This window comes from Balneolaceae bacterium, assembly GCA_034521445.1.
Lineage (GTDB): Bacteria > Bacteroidota > Rhodothermia > Balneolales > Balneolaceae > JAXHMM01.
The window spans coordinates 548,067-564,586 of the sequence record JAXHMM010000006.1 but is presented as its reverse complement, the minus strand read 5'-3'; the positions used below and the strand labels follow the sequence as shown (position 1 = coordinate 564,586).

The 16,520-nt window shown below is 53.6% G+C and carries 16 protein-coding genes; 7 read left to right on the top strand and 9 right to left on the bottom strand.

The features are described from left to right. Window positions 1-36: 36 nt before the first annotated feature. From hemF to hemH, 6 genes are read right to left on the bottom strand one after another with little or no spacing between them, the layout of a single operon-like run. Window positions 37-1,029, bottom strand: a complete 993-nt coding sequence (gene hemF, locus U5K31_09940; protein MDZ7773040.1) for an oxygen-dependent coproporphyrinogen oxidase — start codon at window positions 1,027-1,029, stop codon at window positions 37-39. A 22-nt stretch (window positions 1,030-1,051) separates the two neighbouring features. Further along, window positions 1,052-2,119, bottom strand: a complete 1,068-nt coding sequence (gene hemE / locus U5K31_09935) for a uroporphyrinogen decarboxylase (GenBank protein ID MDZ7773039.1) — start codon at window positions 2,117-2,119, stop codon at window positions 1,052-1,054. A 52-nt stretch (window positions 2,120-2,171) separates the two neighbouring features. Then, window positions 2,172-2,897 carry a uroporphyrinogen-III synthase gene (locus U5K31_09930; protein ID MDZ7773038.1) on the bottom strand — a complete coding sequence of 242 codons (726 nt, stop codon included), beginning with the start codon at window positions 2,895-2,897 and terminating at the stop codon, window positions 2,172-2,174. Between the two features lie 15 nt (window positions 2,898-2,912). After that, entirely contained in the window at window positions 2,913-3,830 is a 918-nt protein-coding gene (hemC, locus tag U5K31_09925) for a hydroxymethylbilane synthase (GenBank protein ID MDZ7773037.1), read from the bottom strand. After that, a complete protein-coding gene (hemA, locus tag U5K31_09920; GenBank protein ID MDZ7773036.1) occupies window positions 3,823-5,088 on the bottom strand; it encodes a glutamyl-tRNA reductase in 1,266 nt (421 codons plus the stop codon). Before hemA ends, hemC begins: the two co-directional genes overlap by 8 nt. Further along, a complete protein-coding gene (gene hemH / locus U5K31_09915; protein ID MDZ7773035.1) occupies window positions 5,085-6,203 on the bottom strand; it encodes a ferrochelatase in 1,119 nt (372 codons plus the stop codon). Before hemH ends, hemA begins: the two co-directional genes overlap by 4 nt. 1,177 nt (window positions 6,204-7,380) lie before the next feature. Between hemH and U5K31_09910 the strand changes: the two genes are divergently transcribed. From U5K31_09910 to U5K31_09900, 3 genes are all read left to right on the top strand, one after another. Further along, window positions 7,381-7,656 carry a hypothetical protein gene (locus U5K31_09910; GenBank protein MDZ7773034.1) on the top strand — a complete coding sequence of 92 codons (276 nt, stop codon included), beginning with the start codon at window positions 7,381-7,383 and terminating at the stop codon, window positions 7,654-7,656. A 105-nt stretch (window positions 7,657-7,761) separates the two neighbouring features. Continuing rightward, window positions 7,762-8,844 (top strand): 6-bladed beta-propeller, encoded by a 1,083-nt coding sequence (locus U5K31_09905; protein MDZ7773033.1) that lies wholly within the window; start codon window positions 7,762-7,764, stop codon window positions 8,842-8,844. Window positions 8,845-9,525: 681 nt separating this feature from the next. After that, entirely contained in the window at window positions 9,526-10,614 is a 1,089-nt protein-coding gene (locus U5K31_09900; protein MDZ7773032.1) for a 6-bladed beta-propeller, read from the top strand. A gap of 85 nt (window positions 10,615-10,699) precedes the next feature. On the opposite strand, the gene U5K31_09895 is transcribed toward U5K31_09900, so the two are convergent. From U5K31_09895 to U5K31_09885, 3 genes are all read right to left on the bottom strand, one after another. Next, window positions 10,700-11,200, bottom strand: a complete 501-nt coding sequence (locus tag U5K31_09895) for a hypothetical protein (GenBank protein ID MDZ7773031.1) — start codon at window positions 11,198-11,200, stop codon at window positions 10,700-10,702. An 82-nt stretch (window positions 11,201-11,282) separates the two neighbouring features. Continuing rightward, window positions 11,283-12,680 carry a HAMP domain-containing sensor histidine kinase gene (locus U5K31_09890; GenBank protein ID MDZ7773030.1) on the bottom strand — a complete coding sequence of 466 codons (1,398 nt, stop codon included), beginning with the start codon at window positions 12,678-12,680 and terminating at the stop codon, window positions 11,283-11,285. Between the two features lie 6 nt (window positions 12,681-12,686). After that, window positions 12,687-13,391, bottom strand: a complete 705-nt coding sequence (locus U5K31_09885) for a response regulator transcription factor (protein ID MDZ7773029.1) — start codon at window positions 13,389-13,391, stop codon at window positions 12,687-12,689. Window positions 13,392-13,620: 229 nt separating this feature from the next. On the opposite strand from U5K31_09885, the gene U5K31_09880 reads away from it, so the two are divergent. The 4 genes from U5K31_09880 to U5K31_09865 all read left to right on the top strand — a co-directional run bounded on the left by U5K31_09880 (window position 13,621) and on the right by U5K31_09865 (window position 16,096). Further along, the gene (locus U5K31_09880; GenBank protein MDZ7773028.1) at window positions 13,621-14,415 is read left to right on the top strand and encodes an SDR family oxidoreductase; all 795 of its coding nucleotides are present in this window, start codon (window positions 13,621-13,623) and stop codon (window positions 14,413-14,415) included. 141 nt (window positions 14,416-14,556) lie between these two features. Further along, window positions 14,557-14,814: a hypothetical protein gene (locus U5K31_09875; GenBank protein MDZ7773027.1), complete on the top strand. Its 258-nt coding sequence runs from the start codon at window positions 14,557-14,559 to the stop codon at window positions 14,812-14,814. 12 nt (window positions 14,815-14,826) lie between these two features. Further along, a complete protein-coding gene (locus tag U5K31_09870; GenBank protein MDZ7773026.1) occupies window positions 14,827-15,192 on the top strand; it encodes a hypothetical protein in 366 nt (121 codons plus the stop codon). A gap of 289 nt (window positions 15,193-15,481) precedes the next feature. Then, window positions 15,482-16,096 (top strand): hypothetical protein, encoded by a 615-nt coding sequence (locus U5K31_09865; protein ID MDZ7773025.1) that lies wholly within the window; start codon window positions 15,482-15,484, stop codon window positions 16,094-16,096. The last annotated feature ends 424 nt before the right edge of the window (window positions 16,097-16,520 follow it).

Genomic DNA, 16,520 nt, shown 5'->3' with positions numbered 1-16,520 from the left:
ATGGATGTTGGGTTTTCGTGCGGTTGGATTCGGAAATCAGCCAGACTCCCGGCCGATCCAGTCCACCGGCTGGCCGGAAAGCAGGCGCACGGTCTCCTCCTCACGGCTGCCGGGCTCGGGGGTAAAATCGTAGTCCCAGCGCACCCGGGGCGGCAGGCTCATCAGGATGGATTCGGTACGTCCCCCCGTTTTGAGCCCAAACAAAGTACCGCGATCGTAGATTAAATTAAACTCCACGTAGCGTCCCCGCCTCAGCTCCTGGAAGCGTCGGTGGCGCTCCTCCCAGGGCTCCCCGCGGCGGCGGCGCACAATGGGGAGGTAGGAATCCAGAAAAGCGTCGCCCACGTCCGTGGTGAAGTCGTACCAGTCCCTCGCGGTGCGTCCCACCCCGCCGGCGCCCGCTGTCTCGCCTTCGGAACCGGACCCGGTAGCCGGCTGCGAGCCCGGGCGCAGGTAATCGAAAAAGATTCCGCCCACGCCCCGGGCCTCGCCGCGGTGATCGTTATAGAAGTAGTCGTCGCACTCCTTTTTGAAGGCGGGATAGATCTCCTCTCCATGGGGGGCGCAGGCCTCCTTCCAGGCGCGGTGGAAATGCACGGCATCCTCCTCCCAGAGGTAGAAAGGGGTCAGGTCGGCCCCGCCCCCGAACCAGCAGTCGCGCATCTCTGATAAATTCGAATCGTCGTAAAGCTCGAAATAGCGGACGTTGGCGTGCGCGGTGGGCACCATGGGGCTGCGTGGGTGAAGAACGAGGGAGAGTCCCCCGGCCCAGAACCAGCCCTCCTCCACCTCGAAGCGCCGGCGGATGGGTTCCGGCAGCTCCCCGTGGACGGTGGAAATGTTAACTCCCCCCTTCTCGAAGACCTCCCCGCCCTCAATCACGCGGGTATGTCCCCCTCCCCCGCCCTCGCGCTCCCAGTTGTCGTGGCGGAAACGACCCACCCCGTCCTCCGACTCCAGCGCGTCGCAGATGCGCCGCTGCAGCGAGCGGATGTATTCGGAAAAGGACACCTTCAGACTTTCAACCATCAGACTTCGGACTTTACGACTTTCAGACTTTATGACTTTCAGACTTATTAGACTTATAAGCCTTTACAGCTTCTATGAAAGCCCTTGCGTGATCCACCGGAATATCGGGGAGGATGCCGTGTCCCAGGTTGGCCACGTAGCCCTGCACGCCGAATCGGTCGATCATCCGCCGGGTGCGGCGGCGGATCTCTTCCGGCGGGGCGTAGAGATGGGTGGGGTCAAAGTTGCCCTGCAGGGTGACCTCCCCGCGGGTGGCCTCGCGGGCGTATTCGGGACTTACGGTCCAGTCGATACCCAGCGCGTCAGCCCCGCCCCTGAAGGACAGGCGCTCCAGGGCGTACCAACTCCCCTTGGCAAAGAGAATCACCGGCACGTCGTCAATCGCCTCGCATATCTCCATCAGGTGCGGCATGGCCCATCGGTTGAAATCGCCGGGTGAAAGCAGGCCGGACCAGGAATCAAAGATCTGCACCGCTTGCGCGCCCGCCTCTACCTGCGCCTGAAGGTAGGAGATGGTGGCACGGGTGAGTTCACCCAGCACGTGTCTGGAGGCGTCGGGATGCTGCTGCAGGAAAGCCTTGGCTTTGGCAAAATTCTTGGATCCCTGTCCCTGCACCATATAGCAAAAGAGGGTCCAAGGCGCCCCGGCAAACCCGATGAGGGGCACGCGTCCCCCGAGCTCATGCCGGGTGAGCGTGATGGCCTCCATCACGTGGGAGAGCTTGCGGGGCACCTCCTCGGCCAGAATGGAAAAAGCATGGTCGGTACTCTCAATAGGATTGCCGAAAACAGGTCCCTTGCCCTTCACCAGGTCCACTTCAAAACCCAGCGCCTGGGGCACCGTGAGAATGTCCGAAAAGATAATCGCCGCATCGGGCTCCAGCTCGTCGATGGGCTGCAGGGTGATTTCGCAGGCCAGCTCGGGGGTCTCCACCCGCTCGAAGAAGGTATATTTCTCGCGCAGTTTCATGTACTGCGGCAGGTAGCGTCCCGCCTGGCGCATCATCCAGACCGGAGGACGTTCCACCTGCTCTCCGCGCAGGGCGCGCAGCAGCAGGTCGTTTTTTAGTTGGGGAAAATCGTGGCTCATGGTAGGCAATACAGGGTTGATCAGGCCGTGTCAGGCCTGGTAAAGGATGAGGTCACGTGGCCGGTTTGCGGTCGAAGAGGGTGTCGGAGACCTTTTTGAGCAGCACGCGGGTGTCGGGTCGCCCGGCGACCACCGGTTCTCGGTCCGCGGCCTCACGCAGCGCCTGGGCGGTGGTGGGACCAATAGCGAAGAGCTCCGGCAGCTCGCCCTTGAAGCCCTCTCCTTTGGAAAATCCCTCCACAGCGCTGGGACTGTAGAAGAGGATGCCATCCACGTGGCGGTCCGGGAGGTTCACCGGCTGCACCTTGGTCTTGTAGACCTCCACCTCGAGTACCTCCACGCCGCGTTCTGCGAGGATCTCGGGCAGCTCGCGGCGGGCGCGGTTGCCCCGGAACCAGATCACGCGGTCGACCCCCTCCTCGGCGATGCGTTCGGCCAGACCGGAGGCCTTCTGCCGCCGGGGTACCGTGGCTTCCAGGCCCAGGTCAGCCAGGGCGTCGGCCGTCTTTCGTCCCACCGCATACACGGTGGTATTGGGCGGCACCTGCAGCCCGCTGCGGCGCATCCGCTCAAGGGCTTTTACGGCGTTACTGCTGCTGAAAACCCAGTCGGCCTTGGGATGATCGTTGATGGTACGCAGCACCCGGTCCCAGTACTCGGGGAATTCAAACTCCAGCGCGGGTTCAATAAGGGGCTCAAGCCCCATCACACGGGCGTACTGGATCTGCTGCCCGTCAAGCTGCGTTGTGACCAGTATATTCTTTCTGTCGTTTCGCATGGTGAAGTGAATCGATCAGGATTTCAGGGAGTCCATGATACGGTCGGCACCGCGGTCCAGCAGCTCGCGGGCGGCGGCCGCTCCCTCCCCACCGGTGCGGTCAGGGGAGAGCTCTTTTTCAATATCGTAGCGCGTGGTGCCGTCCAGCGTGAGAGCCACCGCCTTGAAATGTACCATGCCCTCCTCCAGGCGGGCATGGGCGCCTACCGGCGCGCTGCACCCGGCCTCCATCTCCCGAAGGAACTCTCGCTCCAGGCGGGTGCAGAGGGCGGTTTCCTTATGATCTAGTACGGCCACGGCCTGCCGGACCTCGTCGTCGTCCTCGCGCACCATCACAGCCATGGCGGCCTGGGCCGGAGCGGGCACCATCCAGTCGAGATAGGACGCAATGCGCCCCTCCAGCCCTATGCGCTGCAGGCCGGCCGCGGCGAAGATGGCGCCCTTCCAGCCATGACGCTCAATCTTCTCCAGGCGGGTGTTCACATTGCCCCGCAGGTCGGCCATCTGGTGGTGCGGGTAGCGGTTGAGCCACTGGGCACGGCGGCGGTTGCTGCCGGTGGCGACCACGGCGGGCGCGTCACCCTCCAGGAAATCCGTTCCACCGGGCGCTACCAGGGAATCGCGCGGATCGCCCCGCTCCAGCACGGCGGCCACCTCCAGGGGAAGGGGATTTACGGTGGGAAGGTCTTTGTGGGAGTGCACCGCCAGGTCGATCTCTCCGTTTATCAGGGCCACGTCGAGGGCCTTGGTGAACACGCCTTTGCCGCCCAGCTCTGAAAGTGGCGTCTCCAGGTCGATATCGCCCTCGGTCTTCACATGCACCAGCTCGGTGCGGTATCCACGGGCCTGCAGCCCTTCGGCCACCTGCGTAGCCTGCCAGACGGCCAGTTCGCTGTCCCGCGTGCCTATACGCAGTGAGGTGATCTTACTCATTGCCGGGGTCGCTTTCCAGCTTGAACATGTCGTGCACCACCTTTGTCACCTGCTCTGATTCGTGGTGGTCGCGGAGGTGCTCGATGGAATAGGCTGCAATCTTGTTGACGATACGGCGGGTCAGGTTGTCCACCTTTTCCCGGTCGGCTTCCGCGAGCTTGTTCTTGAAAAACTCGAACTCGTCCTCGCGGATATTCTCAAACTTCTGGGTGAGGGCCTTGATGGTGGGAACCACCTTCTGCTTGCTCAGCCAGTTGCGGTAATCGGTAAGCTCATCGTCGATAATCTTTTTAACCAGCGGGATGTTCTCCTCCCGCTTGCGATAGGCCTTGTCGGTGACATCGCTGAGAAAATCCATGTTCGCCAGATCGACAAAGTCCAGCTCCCCGATGGCCGGGTCGATATTGCGCGGCACCGACAGGTCAAGCAGCACCTTGAACTTCTTGTTCTCACGGGAGGGGGCCATGTGCTCCATGGTGACCACCGGCTCGGATGCGCCCGTAGCTACGATCACCAAATCGGCCGAAGCGATCTGCCCGGCCATCTCCTCCATAGGGGCAAAATCCAGGTCAAACCTGTCGGCCACGAACTCCGCCCGCTCGGGGGTGCGGTTCACCAGGGTCACCCTACGGGCGCCCAGGCTCACCAGGTTGCGGCAGGTCACCTTCCCGATCTTGCCTGTGCCCACCAGCAGGATCTCCTTGTCGGCCAGGTTGTCAAAGGTCTTCATGGCGAACTGCACGGCAGCATAGGCCGTGGTGGCAGCGCCCTCACCCAGGGAGGTCTCGTTGCGCGAGCGCTTGTGGGCACGGAAGACGTGCTGCATCATACGGTGCAGCTCCCCGGAAACGGCATCCATTTCGGAGGCCATCTCGTAACCCTCCTTCACCTGGTTGACGACCTGCAGATCGCCCAGGATCTGCGAGTCGACTCCCACAGCCACCTGAAAAAGGTGGTCTACCGCCTCCAGACCGCTGTACTCGAATCCGTGACTGTGGAACTCGTCCAGCGAGCCGTCGGAATAGGTCACCAGCAGGCGAATGAGCTCCTGCGTGCCCGCTCCGTGGGCAAAAAGCTCGGTACGGTTGCAGGTAGATACCACGATCAGCCCGGGCACACCCTCCCTCTTGGCCCCTTCCAGCAGGGCCTGGGTGCGGGCGGCGTCAAGGCTGAAACCCTCGCGCACCTCTATGGCCGCCTCCCAGTGGTTGACGCCCACGCAGCAGAACTCCTCTATGTCAGGTGCCTTTTCGGTCATGACCCAGGATTAACCGGCTTCTCTTGGATTTCGTCAAACAGGTATCCCACTTTCTTGAGGGTCTCGTCGGCCAGCGCCCAGATAAATTTCGGATGGTCGTTGATGCCAGGCATGACCTTGATGTTCTCAAAGTGATAGCCCTCCTCCTCAAGATCCTCCGGCAGCTCCACGCCCAACTCGTAGAGCGTTTCTATATGGTCGGTCACAAAGGCGACGGGCACCAGCACGAAATTTCGGATACCGTACTGTACCTGACGCTCCACCAGCTCAGCGGTATTCGGCTGGGTCCACTCACCGGGCCCTACCTTCGACTGGTAGCCGATCCAATAGTCCTCCCGCAGGCCGCGCATCTCCATAATGGCCTCCATGGTCTGCTCGATCTCCGTGGTGTAGGGATCTCCGCTGCGCACCTCCTTTTTGGGCGTGCCGTGTGCGCTGAAGACCAGGTGAGTCTTCTCGCGCGTCTCCGGTTCCAGCTCCTCCATGGCCTCATCGATGCGGGCGTTGAGGGCTTCCAGATAATAGGGATTCCGGTGGTAGTTCTTCACCTGGTACTCCTTCCAGGGGGTGTTCTCAAGGCTGCCGAATTTCTCCCGCCGATGGTTTTCCCAGTCTCGGAAACTGGAGCCCGTGGTGGTCCACGAAAACTGCGGGTAGAGGGGAAGCATCACGGCGTGAGTGATGCCGTCGTCCACCATGTCGTCCATGATCTGATCGGCGAAGGGAATCCAATAGCGCATGCATGTGTAGACGGACACGTCCAGGTCGGGATGCTCCTTCCTGAAATGCTTTTCCAATCCCCTGCGCTGCCGCTCGGTCAGTCCGTTGATGGGCGAGCAGCAAGTGGACACCACGCTGTTCTGGCGATTGAGGCAGTGCCTGTTGCCCGTACAGCCCTTGGGACAGCCGTTGATCTCTTCGTAGTCCTCCCGGACGGAGGGGGCGCGGAATTTGGCGATGACGCGCGCAAAGAGCTCCTGCACGCGTCCCCCTCCCAGCTTTATGATGTCCTCGTCTCGAAACAGGTTGTACAAAAACGGCCGCACATGGTCCTCGCCCGTGGGTCCCCCCAGGTTCATCAGCACAATTCCAAGGCGTATCTCGTCAGACGGCATATTTCCGTTTTACACATCGGCTTTTTAACAAAGGGCAAAAAACCCAGCCTATATGAAGGGAATTTGAAGAGGGAGGGGGCCCGGGCCTATTTAGAACGGTTCTAGAAAGTCAGCGTAAGGATCCCACAGGTAGAACCTCCAATTACCTTGGGGAGGGGGGTAGGATAATGTTGCAAAATGTACTCTCGCTATAAATGGAACTCTTTGAAAAATCCATTTTCACCAGCAGCCTTGAAAAATTGGTGGAGAACCAACTCCAATGAATGAAGAAATTTTCAATGACTTGCTTGAAAGCATCAAACAGGCTGGAGAAATAAAAAGAGGTACCAGAAAATCAACTCGACATTCCGTCATAGAGGAACCGGACGCTCCTACCATCCGCGAAAAGTACAACATGACACAACAAGAATTCACCTCACTACTTGGAATAAGCGTCGCCACATTGCGAAATTGGGACAATAAGTCGAGAATATCATCCTATACCCTATCTGCTGGTAATTCAAGTTTTTACGGGTTTTGCCGATAACATAAGTCAGAGTGGCTAGAGAGACTCATGCACCCGTAACTACTGCTTCCGGGCAGTCCAATTACCGCACCATGGGAACTTCATTCCAGCACCAGTACCCGCATTCAAACAGGAACCTCTACCTGCTCTGCGCCTACCTGATTGCCTTCATTCTACTTTCCATCTTCGGGGGATGATGGGGGAGTGACGTGTCTCAGGTCATACCGTTTTCTGAATACCGTGTCCCGGAAACCTCGATAGTTTTCGCCACCCACTCATTGGACAATCTTCTCATCGCCGAACAGGAGCAACAATAACAGATATAGATATACCTCTCCTATCGGCCTTCCCGAACTCATCACTACAATTCTTGAGCCAATTTCCTCAAACAGTATCATTTCCCTACCAAAGTACTTCTGCAAACCCGTAATCATTCTAACTTACTATACTCCAAATAATTGAGCAGGATACCCAGTATAATATTGCTACTAATCATATCCGTAAAAATACGTAAATCCCTTTAAATTCTTGCACTTTGGGTATTTTTTTTTAGTGTATTTGAAGCTTGCGAGAAGGAGAGTGATCTAAAAAAACATCTAACCGATAGGATTGGAGTTACCATGAACCTACATATATCGCTATATAAAATAATATCTATAAATCATCTATCTTATGACTACCAAGACAAAATTTCTGAATGCAATTGCACTTATAGCTCTTTTTTTAGTGACAACTCCAATCGAAGCGTATCAACCTGGTGATCCAATGTGTATGACCTATTGTGATGCATCGGAAAGCTGCGAAGTTGTATTCATACAGACTGATACAAATTGGGATATGAATATGGATTGTGGAGACGGGCTAATAGATGTAGCTGAGGGGCAGGGAGATTTCACCGGCACCATTTGTGATGGTGTCGAAACATGTAATGTTCCCATGATTAACTAGTCTTCTATGGACATCATCAATGAGCTACCAGGCAAGTAAAGTTGCAGGGTAGCTCATTTCTATTTAGTAAATTATATTTGAGTTTTTTATCAAATGGTCCGCATCATGACTATTCAGTTTAAAAGCATCCTTTTCTGCATCCTGAGTATAACTTTTATCGTCAGTTGCGAAAGTAATTCTTCCATGCAATTCGGCACAGAGTCAGAAGTATTGAAGACTCTAATTGACGAAACAAGTTTAAATACAATCAATTTGGATCAGATTCCGATTACGGACATTTCCCTTGGTCCAGAAAACATCATTCAGCAGGATTCAGTAGATGCGGATCTCCTGTTGACCTCACCGACGAATACTTTTGCAAAGGGTGAGAGGGTGTACATCACCGATCTACGGCAACCGACAGTATTAATCGCCGACACTTCAAATACAATAATTGATGCGATTGGACGGAAAGGAAGAGGGCCTGGAGAATTTGAGAGTGTAAGTGCTATCTTTTCCAGTGAGGAGCACATTTTTATTGCAGACGGGTCACTATCACGAGTCAATCAATATGAATATGATACTTTCAACTATATAAAATCATTCAATATATATGTGGGACTTGACGACCTGGCTGCCTCTAATAACTACATTTTTGCATCAACCAGGTCCGGTGCGAAAAACCTGACCCAGGTATATAATAATGCAGAGCCGTATGCTGAATACGATTCACTCCTTCCAAGATTGATTCCTATGGGCAAAGAGCCATCAGGTTATAATACATTCCAAATAGATGCTACCAACGGTGTGACTATGGCCGCTTATCCCGGATTCCCCTATCTATTTCTGTTCGACGATAATCTAAATCTGACCTCGACCATCCAGTTTACCGCTGACTCCTTTAGCGACATAGACAATCCTGAAGCAATCCCAGTAGATAATATTGGCCGGATGGAAGGCGCGGTACGAAGATATATCACCGATTTCAAACTCTCAGAAAGCGGGCATCTCTATGCAATCATCGACAATACATTGACTATCATTGATACCAATAATAATTACGAAGTAGAGGGCAGATATGATATCCGGGACAGAACCAAAGGTAACGAGTCGATTTCGATGTCGTTTATTTCTCAATCGGATGGACGAGTTTATCTAAATAGCATATCACATCCTGCTATATATGTGTTTGACCGACAGGAACATTAGTATCCCGGCAGGCTGAACCAGAAGCACATCCCCCGGCCGGGCTTGCTCTCCACCACGAATGTGTATTCACCCCTGGATCTGACTATGGATGGTGAGAGACGGATGGTGGTAGTTGATGCTTCTAACTGGACTTTAAATTTAATGGAGCTCAATGGTGCCCTTTTGGATAGTATCGGAGGGTCAGGAGGCGGCCCGAATGAGTTTTTTGCCATAAATCAAATCCATATTGGGAGAGATAATCGACTCTATATCTATGATGGCCGTTCTGGAATAGTTAAAAACCTGAAAACTAGGAACACTCAATATGATGAGTAGTTTAATTTTTGTATTTAATTCTACAAAAGCATAACTAAACACATACACTAAAATTTAAATAAATTATCTTTAATTATGAAAATAAAAACTATCATGCTCACATTAATGATGACCCCAGTTTTGATTGTGGGAATCACAAATTCTACTGAGGCCTCCGAAGAAATGTGCCAAGTGATCCTTGACCAGTGTGAAGCTGGTAATCCTTACCATTGGTTATTCCAAGCCACTGAACACGCAGTATGGGACAACGCGTGTCAAGCCTCATATGACATCTGTATAGAACAACCTGGTGAAAATTAATCCAAGATTGTTTACTATAGTATTGGGCATCCAAGTAAATTGGATGCCCAATACTATGTTTTAAATATGAAGTATTCTAAATACATTAAATATCTTGCAATTGGGTTAATTGCGATCTCCTGTTCCAACGATCCAGACAAAAATGAGCATTCGTTTGATCAATTCATCTCGGAAGTTGAAGAGATCATTCTTCAAGATAGTACTCGAATTGAAACTTCCACCACGAATGTGTATTCACCCCTGGATCTGACTATGGATGGTGAGGGACGGATGGTGGTAGTTGATGCTTCTAACTGGACTTTAAATTTAATGGAGCTCAATGGTGCCCTTTTGGATAGTATCGGAGGGTCAGGAGGCGGCCCGAATGAGTTTTTTGCCATAAATCAAATCCATATTGGGAGAGATAATCGACTTCATGTCTATGATGGCCGTTCTGGAGTAGTATCCATTTACTCAATCCTGGAAGGTGGATTTGAGCCAGAGCGTGAAATAAGACTGCCTGATTATGACTCCCGTAATTTAAATGCTCTGTATGAGACAGATGATGGATATCTGGGAGTGTTTAAGAGCGTTCAGATCGCCAGTGGGGAAAATAATGATATTGAGGTATATCGACTGGATGATGATTTCCACCTGCAGCGACACCAGTTTGATATGCCGGGAAGCGACACATTTGAGTCAAATGGGGTTAGAAGAGAAAATCCCCTTGGAGCAAGTACAATATGGAAAATGAAAGATGTACAATTTTACTATTCGAACTCTGCAACTCTTTCTATAACCACGGTAAACACCCAGAATGGATCATCTGAAGAATTTAATTTATCGGGTTATCCTAAGCCGATGGCAGGCGAAGAAGAGATTAATTTTCTTAAATCGGTAATTCAAGGGAGTAATGTACAAGATCCTGAAGTGTTGGCGGAGGGTATGGAACTCCCGTTTTTCATAAATTTTATTCCTTCCGAAGATCATTTTTACTACACTTTATTCACAGCGAATAAAAACTATGGTATCATATTGAGGGTAGACAGGCATTCAAAAAAGATGGGAAAAATCCTGGTCCCCCCCCTGTTTAATATTTATGAAATACATGAAAACCATCTGGTCGGCATAGACCATACTGATGGAGACAATGACATTGTCATTATGAGTTTTTAATGACAATTTTTCCGGGTGTTGCAATGCAACAAAATGCCTCGTTAACCCATCGTAGGTAAACCCCCAGCTGTCCGACCACCCTGTTTTACTGGTCGATCTTAAACCCTCCCCCGGGAGTTAGTCGCAGGGCAAATTCGCCTACCGAGGCGACCGGCTCTCCATCCCGCACTCCGGGCTGGAAGGAAAGGGTGCGGAGTGCATCGATGATATCCCTGTTACAGGTAGCGGGAGTATCAGACATGGTGATGAACTGGCCCGGGTGACCCTGCTCCGTGAGCAGAAAGTGGATCTCAACGGTTACTGCTCCGGTCAAGCTTCTCAACTGCTGCAGGCATTGCTGGGAATACTCGGGATAGAGATTGCCCCTGAGATAATCGATGCGGGAAGGGGGATAGGGATCCGGATTTTTGACCTCCCCGGTATTAAAATTGATCCAACCGTACGTTCCCGATGTCACCTTATCCGCCCACTCGTCCCTTACCTCCGCCGTGGGCGCACAGCCTGTCAACAGCAACAGCAGCCCCAGCAGAAGTGTCGGCGGGATTTCAAAAAGGAATCGGTGTGTACGACCAGCGTAGGCAGTCATCGAATCGATGAAAATATATTGTCTGAATTCTGGTAAGGATGTTCCCCCCCGGTATAACCTATACAGACTGGAATAAATTGCCTTAGCCGGAAGCCGGCAGACTGAACCAAAAGCTGGTGCCCCTTCCCGGCTCGCTCTCCACCTCGATCTCGGAGCCGTGGGCGCCCAGGATGCTCTTGACCACGGCCAGGCCCAGTCCGGTGCCTCCCTTGTCGCGCGAGCGCGCCTTGTCGGTGCGGTAGAATCGGTCGAAAAGCCGTTCCAGGTGCTCCTCGGAGATACCTATGCCGGTGTCCTCAACCTCTACAACCACCTCGTCGTCTTCCCGCGAGTAGCTCATCGTAATGGTACCCTCCGAGGTGTACTTGACGGCGTTGGAGACCAGGTTGTCAATCACCTGCTCGATCTTACCGGGATCGCCGACCGCACGGCATTCGTGGGTATCCACATGCAGGTCGATGCCCTTCTCGGCGGCGGCATCCCCGTACCACTCCAGCATGTGCTCGGCTATCATGGACAGGTCGAAAGTTTTGCGCTCGATAAACTTCTCGTCGGAGTCGTAGCGCTGCAACGTGAGTAGATCCTTGAACAGCCGGGAGATGCGCTCGGTCTGTTTGCGGGCGGAGCGCAGGTATCTGCGACGCTCGTCCTCCGGCAGATCCTCCATCTCCAGCATCTCCAGGGCGCCGGTGATGGTGTGCAGGGGATTGCGGATTTCGTGGGTGATATCCCCGAAAAACTGCCGCTGCTTTTCGGCGAACTGCTTAATCTGTGCGGTATCGGCCCGCAGGCGTGAGGCCATGCGGTTAAGAGAGTCGGCCAGGGTGCCGAATTCGTCCCCGCGTTCCAGGTCGATCTGCCGGCTGGTATCGCCCGAAGCAATCTCCTGGGCGGCGTTCTTGATACGGGTGATGGGGCGGGTGAGGTAGCGCGCCATCAGGATGCTGACCAGGATGACCAATCCTATACTGATAAACATGCCGTAGTAGATGATCCAGCGGATGGTGCGTATAGGGGCGTAGAGGTCGTCCTTGAGCTGGCTCGCACGGATATATCGGGCGGTATTGGCGCTGGTATCCAGGTGTACCATGCTGACCAGGTACTCGGAATCAGGACGCTCGGGCAGCAGGGGGATGCCGTCGCGCGCCTCCAGGCTGGCCAGGAGACCGGTATCCAGTCGCCGGGGGTGATGCGGCGAGGTGCTGTCGGGCCAGGCGAAAAGCAACGCGCCGTCCTCCCCGTAGACAGCCAGCCGGTAGCCGGAGATATCGGCCGCCTCCCGCAGGTGGCGTGTGAATGCGCTGTCGTCTGCCATGTTCTCCACGGTGACGGCCAGCCAGCGGGTTTCACGCTCCATCTCGCGTTTGCCCTCTTCCAGCATGTAGTTCCGAATGAACACAATGGAGTAGCTGCTGATGGCGGTAATGCCAAAAATAAGCAGCAGGATAAAGGTCCAGGCCAGTTTGGATCGGATGGACATGATCGGTCAGGACACCTTGATGATCTCGCGGTTCATCCCGTAGCCTATGCCCCGGTAGGTTTTTATCAACTTGCCGGCCTCCTCCATCTTCAGCCGCAGATTCTTGATGTGCACGTCCACCGTCCGGTCGAAGACGTACTTGCCGTCTTCGGTGATGTGCGCCAGAATCTCCTGTCGTGTGTAGACCCGTTTGGGATTCTGGAACAGCAGCTCCAGCAGGGTGAACTCGGTGGAGGTGAGCTCCACCTTTTCCTCCTTCACATAGAGCTCCCGCGCCTCCGTGTCAAGGTAGGCGTCACCGTACTGCAGCCAGTTGGCTGTACGGGGATTCTGGCGGCGCAGCAGCGATTCCACGTGAGCCTTCACCAGATTAAGGCTGGCCGGCTTGGAGATGTAGTCGTCCGCCCCCAGCTCCAGTCCCTCGATCTCGTCCTTCTCCTCGTCCTTGGCCGTCAGGAATATGACGGGGATATCAGACAGCACCGGGTGGCGGCGGATGCGACGGCAGACCTCCTTGCCGTCCACCTTGGGTACCATGATATCCAGCACCGCCAGGTGGATGTCGCCCGCATGCTGTTCAATGAGCGACAGGGCCTCCTCCCCGTCGTGGGCCATCAGCACCTGGTAGTCGTTCATCTCCAGGAAGTCAGCCAGCATTTCGGCCGGCTCCTCCTCGTCCTCTACCAGCAGTATGGTGTGCCTGGGTTTCACGCCGAAGGGAATTTGAGATGGTTTATACTGGGTTCCGGCCGGCGGGACGTCGGAGGCCGCACCGGTGTATCGGAAACGGGTATCAAGATAGGAAAATTCGCCTGAACTTCATGGGGCTTGTCTCTGCGGAGGGGATTGGGCATCTTTGTCTGGAACCGCATGAGTGGGCGGCCGGTCCGGATGACAGGTCCCGGCACCGCCGCACCGCCAACTATAAGATCCCCGTCCCATGGCATTTCAAGACAAGGTCGTCTGGATAACCGGCGCCTCCTCCGGCATCGGCGAGGCCCTCGCCTACGCATTCAGCGAACGCGGCGCGCGACTCATTCTATCCTCCCGCCGCCGGGACGAACTGGAGCGCGTAAAAGCCAACTGCGCCGGTGACTCCGGCACCATACATGTGCTAACTCTCGACCTGGTCGAGACCGATACCCTGCCTGCCAAGGCTGCAGAAGCCGTAGAGATATTCGGGCGCATCGACCTGCTGTTCAACAACGGGGGCATCAGCCAGCGCTCCCTGGCCGTGGACGCAGAGATGGAGGTAATCCGCCGCGTTATGGAGATCAACTTCTTCGGCACGGTGGCCCTCACCAAGGCCGTGCTGCCGCACATGCTGGAGCGGGGTGAGGGACACATCGCGGTGACCAGCAGTGTCATGGGCAAATTCGGTACCCGCCTGCGCTCCACCTACGCCGCCTCCAAACACGCCCTGCACGGCTGGTTCGACTGCCTTCGCCAGGAAGTGTACGGAGAGGGACTGCAGGTCAGCCTGGTCTGCCCGGGCTACGTCAAAACACAGGTAACCGTCAACGCCCTGGAAGGCGACGGCAGCCGGCATGGAGAGATGGGAAGAGGACAAAAGCAGGGCATGGCGCCAGAAACCTTCGCTAAAAAGCTGCTTCCCAAGCTGGCCCGCGGCAAGCCCGAGATCTACATCGGCGGCACCGAAATCATTGCCATCTACCTGAAACGCTTCGCTCCCCGCCTGCTCAACTGGGTGCTGCGCCGCTCGGAAGTGACCTGAACCTGTTTGCCTCAGGGTTGAATTATTCAGGATATCTACGTAATATTTGTGTGGGAATTCCCATATTCCCACATTAAAAGCAACCTCAGACAAAGAGGGCAGCACTATAATAATTACAGACACGCTGTTCAGGAGGCCATTATGGACAACCTTGTGAGGGAGTACAACGCAAAGTTGGACTCCAAAAAACGAATAACCATTCGAGGGGCACGGACTACGTACTACCATGTTACCGAGCATGAGGACGGTACCATCGAACTGAGTCCGCGCGAGCTGGTTCACCCGGACGAAATTTCTCGAAATACGCTGGAAATGATGGACAAAGCCATAACCAAGTATAAAGAAGGAGAGGTATCGGATCCGATCGACATGGATGAACTGGAGGAGCTCCTCGACTAACCTGGAGCAATCATGTTTGCCATACGCATGGGAGTCCCGGGAATGAAAAATTTCTGGGACTCTCTTCTTGATAAGAAAAAAACGGGTGAGATGGACACTCAGGAGATAGAATTGTTCAACAAACTTGCCAAAACCCTTCGGTTCCTGAGTAACAACCCACGTCATCCCGGCCTGCGAACTCATGAGATTGAGGCTCTCAGCAACAAGTACGATATGAAGATATGGCAATCGTACCTCGACCAGGGTCAGAAAGCCAGGCGTATCTTCTGGACGTATGGCCCAAATCGAAAAGAAATTACCATTCTGGGCATTGAGCCACACCCCGAGGATAAGAGAGGATCCTACGACCGTATCAAGCTATCCGATCTACCGGGTTGAATCACCCTATCCCAGATTTTTCCGCTTGTTGAGATAGGCCAGCAGGGCTAGGTCGAAGTCCTGCAGGGTGTCTGTAAAAACTATTCCGGAGTCATTACTGAAAGCGGTTTATTACCAGGCATCATCCCCATAAACCACTCGAGCTCATTCTGTTACACCATTTATCCCTCATTCTTCAACCTACTACTTGAGTACGTATAATTACGTAAATTTAGGAATATCTTGCATATAGGGTTATTTTTTTTACCCTGAATCAGGGTTAAGAGAGAGCGAAGTAAAGATTCGCCTTATGAAATTTAGAGACAAAATAATCGCACTTCTATTGTGTTGCGGGGGAATCGTGTTTTTCATCCTCTCCCTGATTCCGGCCACCGACTCATCCGAACCAAGGAATTCCGATTACTACTATCAGACTGAGGATCAACTGGATACCTCATCCTATAGCTTTAAAATCCCGAATGAACCACCTGAGGATGTCCCTTCGCTGACCGATGTGGGCGATTCAACAAAGAGGGTCATGGCATTGTACCTGATGCCTGCTGCAGCTTGCGGAAATTGTCTGAACGAGGTTGATGAATATGTAGGATTGTTGAACGACACCACTTCCAACCTGGAACTGGACCAGGTCATAAGGTTTCATGGGGAGACGGAACAATATGCACGGCAGTTTGCCCTCGTAGCAGATTTCGAGCTCCCAAAACTGTACAGTGTCACTTCCTTTCTGCCGCCAAGGCTTACTTCTTTCCATAATGAGACTGTCGACGGTCAACTGATCGTGATCGATAAAACCGCTGAACAGGTGATGTTCAGGGTACAGTTACCCAAAGGAGCTATGACACCGGTAGAAGATAAAGAGAACATCCTGAATGAGCTCGCTTCCATTCTGGATTCTCGCGCATCCTAACACAAATCAAAAGAGGTACCGCCATGTTATTTAAAAAATCGAAAGCGCTGGTCATCCTTTCCGCGCTGGTCTTTACATTCGGACTGACTTCGTTTACCGTCTCCAATGTCTATTCATGGCAAATAGAGGACCCGGAGACTTCTGACCCTTGTTACCACTGTGGAAGTTATTCAGCATGTCTTACTGGCGGCCAACCTTATGGCGTTTACAACTCGGATTGTACGATACAACCAAGTGAATATGGAACACCAGAGTACTGTATATTTTGGGGAGTTGGAAACGGTGATGATGAACTTGTGGACTGTCCATAATCGGAGTTAGGAAAAACATCCCCCTGTTTTTATAGGACATGCTATAACTCTTCACCAAGAACCCACCAGAAAAAGAGAAACGATTGAATCTTAAAAATCACACTGAGAAATAT

Excerpts from the sequence above, each read along its gene's own strand:
- U5K31_09900 (MDZ7773032.1), top strand. The coding sequence starts at position 9,526 with ATGAAGTATTCTAAATACATTAAATATCTTGCAATTGGGTTAATTGCG.
- hemA (MDZ7773036.1), bottom strand. The coding sequence starts at position 5,088 with ATGACCGAAAAGGCACCTGACATAGAGGAGTTCTGCTGCGTGGGCGTC.
- U5K31_09875 (MDZ7773027.1), top strand. The coding sequence starts at position 14,557 with ATGGACAACCTTGTGAGGGAGTACAACGCAAAGTTGGACTCCAAAAAA.
- U5K31_09865 (MDZ7773025.1), top strand. The coding sequence starts at position 15,482 with ATGAAATTTAGAGACAAAATAATCGCACTTCTATTGTGTTGCGGGGGA.
- hemH (MDZ7773035.1), bottom strand. The coding sequence starts at position 6,203 with ATGCCGTCTGACGAGATACGCCTTGGAATTGTGCTGATGAACCTGGGG.
- hemF (MDZ7773040.1), bottom strand. The coding sequence starts at position 1,029 with ATGGTTGAAAGTCTGAAGGTGTCCTTTTCCGAATACATCCGCTCGCTG.
- hemC (MDZ7773037.1), bottom strand. The coding sequence starts at position 3,830 with ATGAGTAAGATCACCTCACTGCGTATAGGCACGCGGGACAGCGAACTG.
- U5K31_09880 (MDZ7773028.1), top strand. The coding sequence starts at position 13,621 with ATGGCATTTCAAGACAAGGTCGTCTGGATAACCGGCGCCTCCTCCGGC.
- U5K31_09910 (MDZ7773034.1), top strand. The coding sequence starts at position 7,381 with ATGACTACCAAGACAAAATTTCTGAATGCAATTGCACTTATAGCTCTT.
- U5K31_09890 (MDZ7773030.1), bottom strand. The coding sequence starts at position 12,680 with ATGTCCATCCGATCCAAACTGGCCTGGACCTTTATCCTGCTGCTTATT.
- U5K31_09905 (MDZ7773033.1), top strand. The coding sequence starts at position 7,762 with ATGACTATTCAGTTTAAAAGCATCCTTTTCTGCATCCTGAGTATAACT.
- U5K31_09930 (MDZ7773038.1), bottom strand. The coding sequence starts at position 2,897 with ATGCGAAACGACAGAAAGAATATACTGGTCACAACGCAGCTTGACGGG.
- U5K31_09870 (MDZ7773026.1), top strand. The coding sequence starts at position 14,827 with ATGTTTGCCATACGCATGGGAGTCCCGGGAATGAAAAATTTCTGGGAC.
- U5K31_09895 (MDZ7773031.1), bottom strand. The coding sequence starts at position 11,200 with ATGACTGCCTACGCTGGTCGTACACACCGATTCCTTTTTGAAATCCCG.
- hemE (MDZ7773039.1), bottom strand. The coding sequence starts at position 2,119 with ATGAGCCACGATTTTCCCCAACTAAAAAACGACCTGCTGCTGCGCGCC.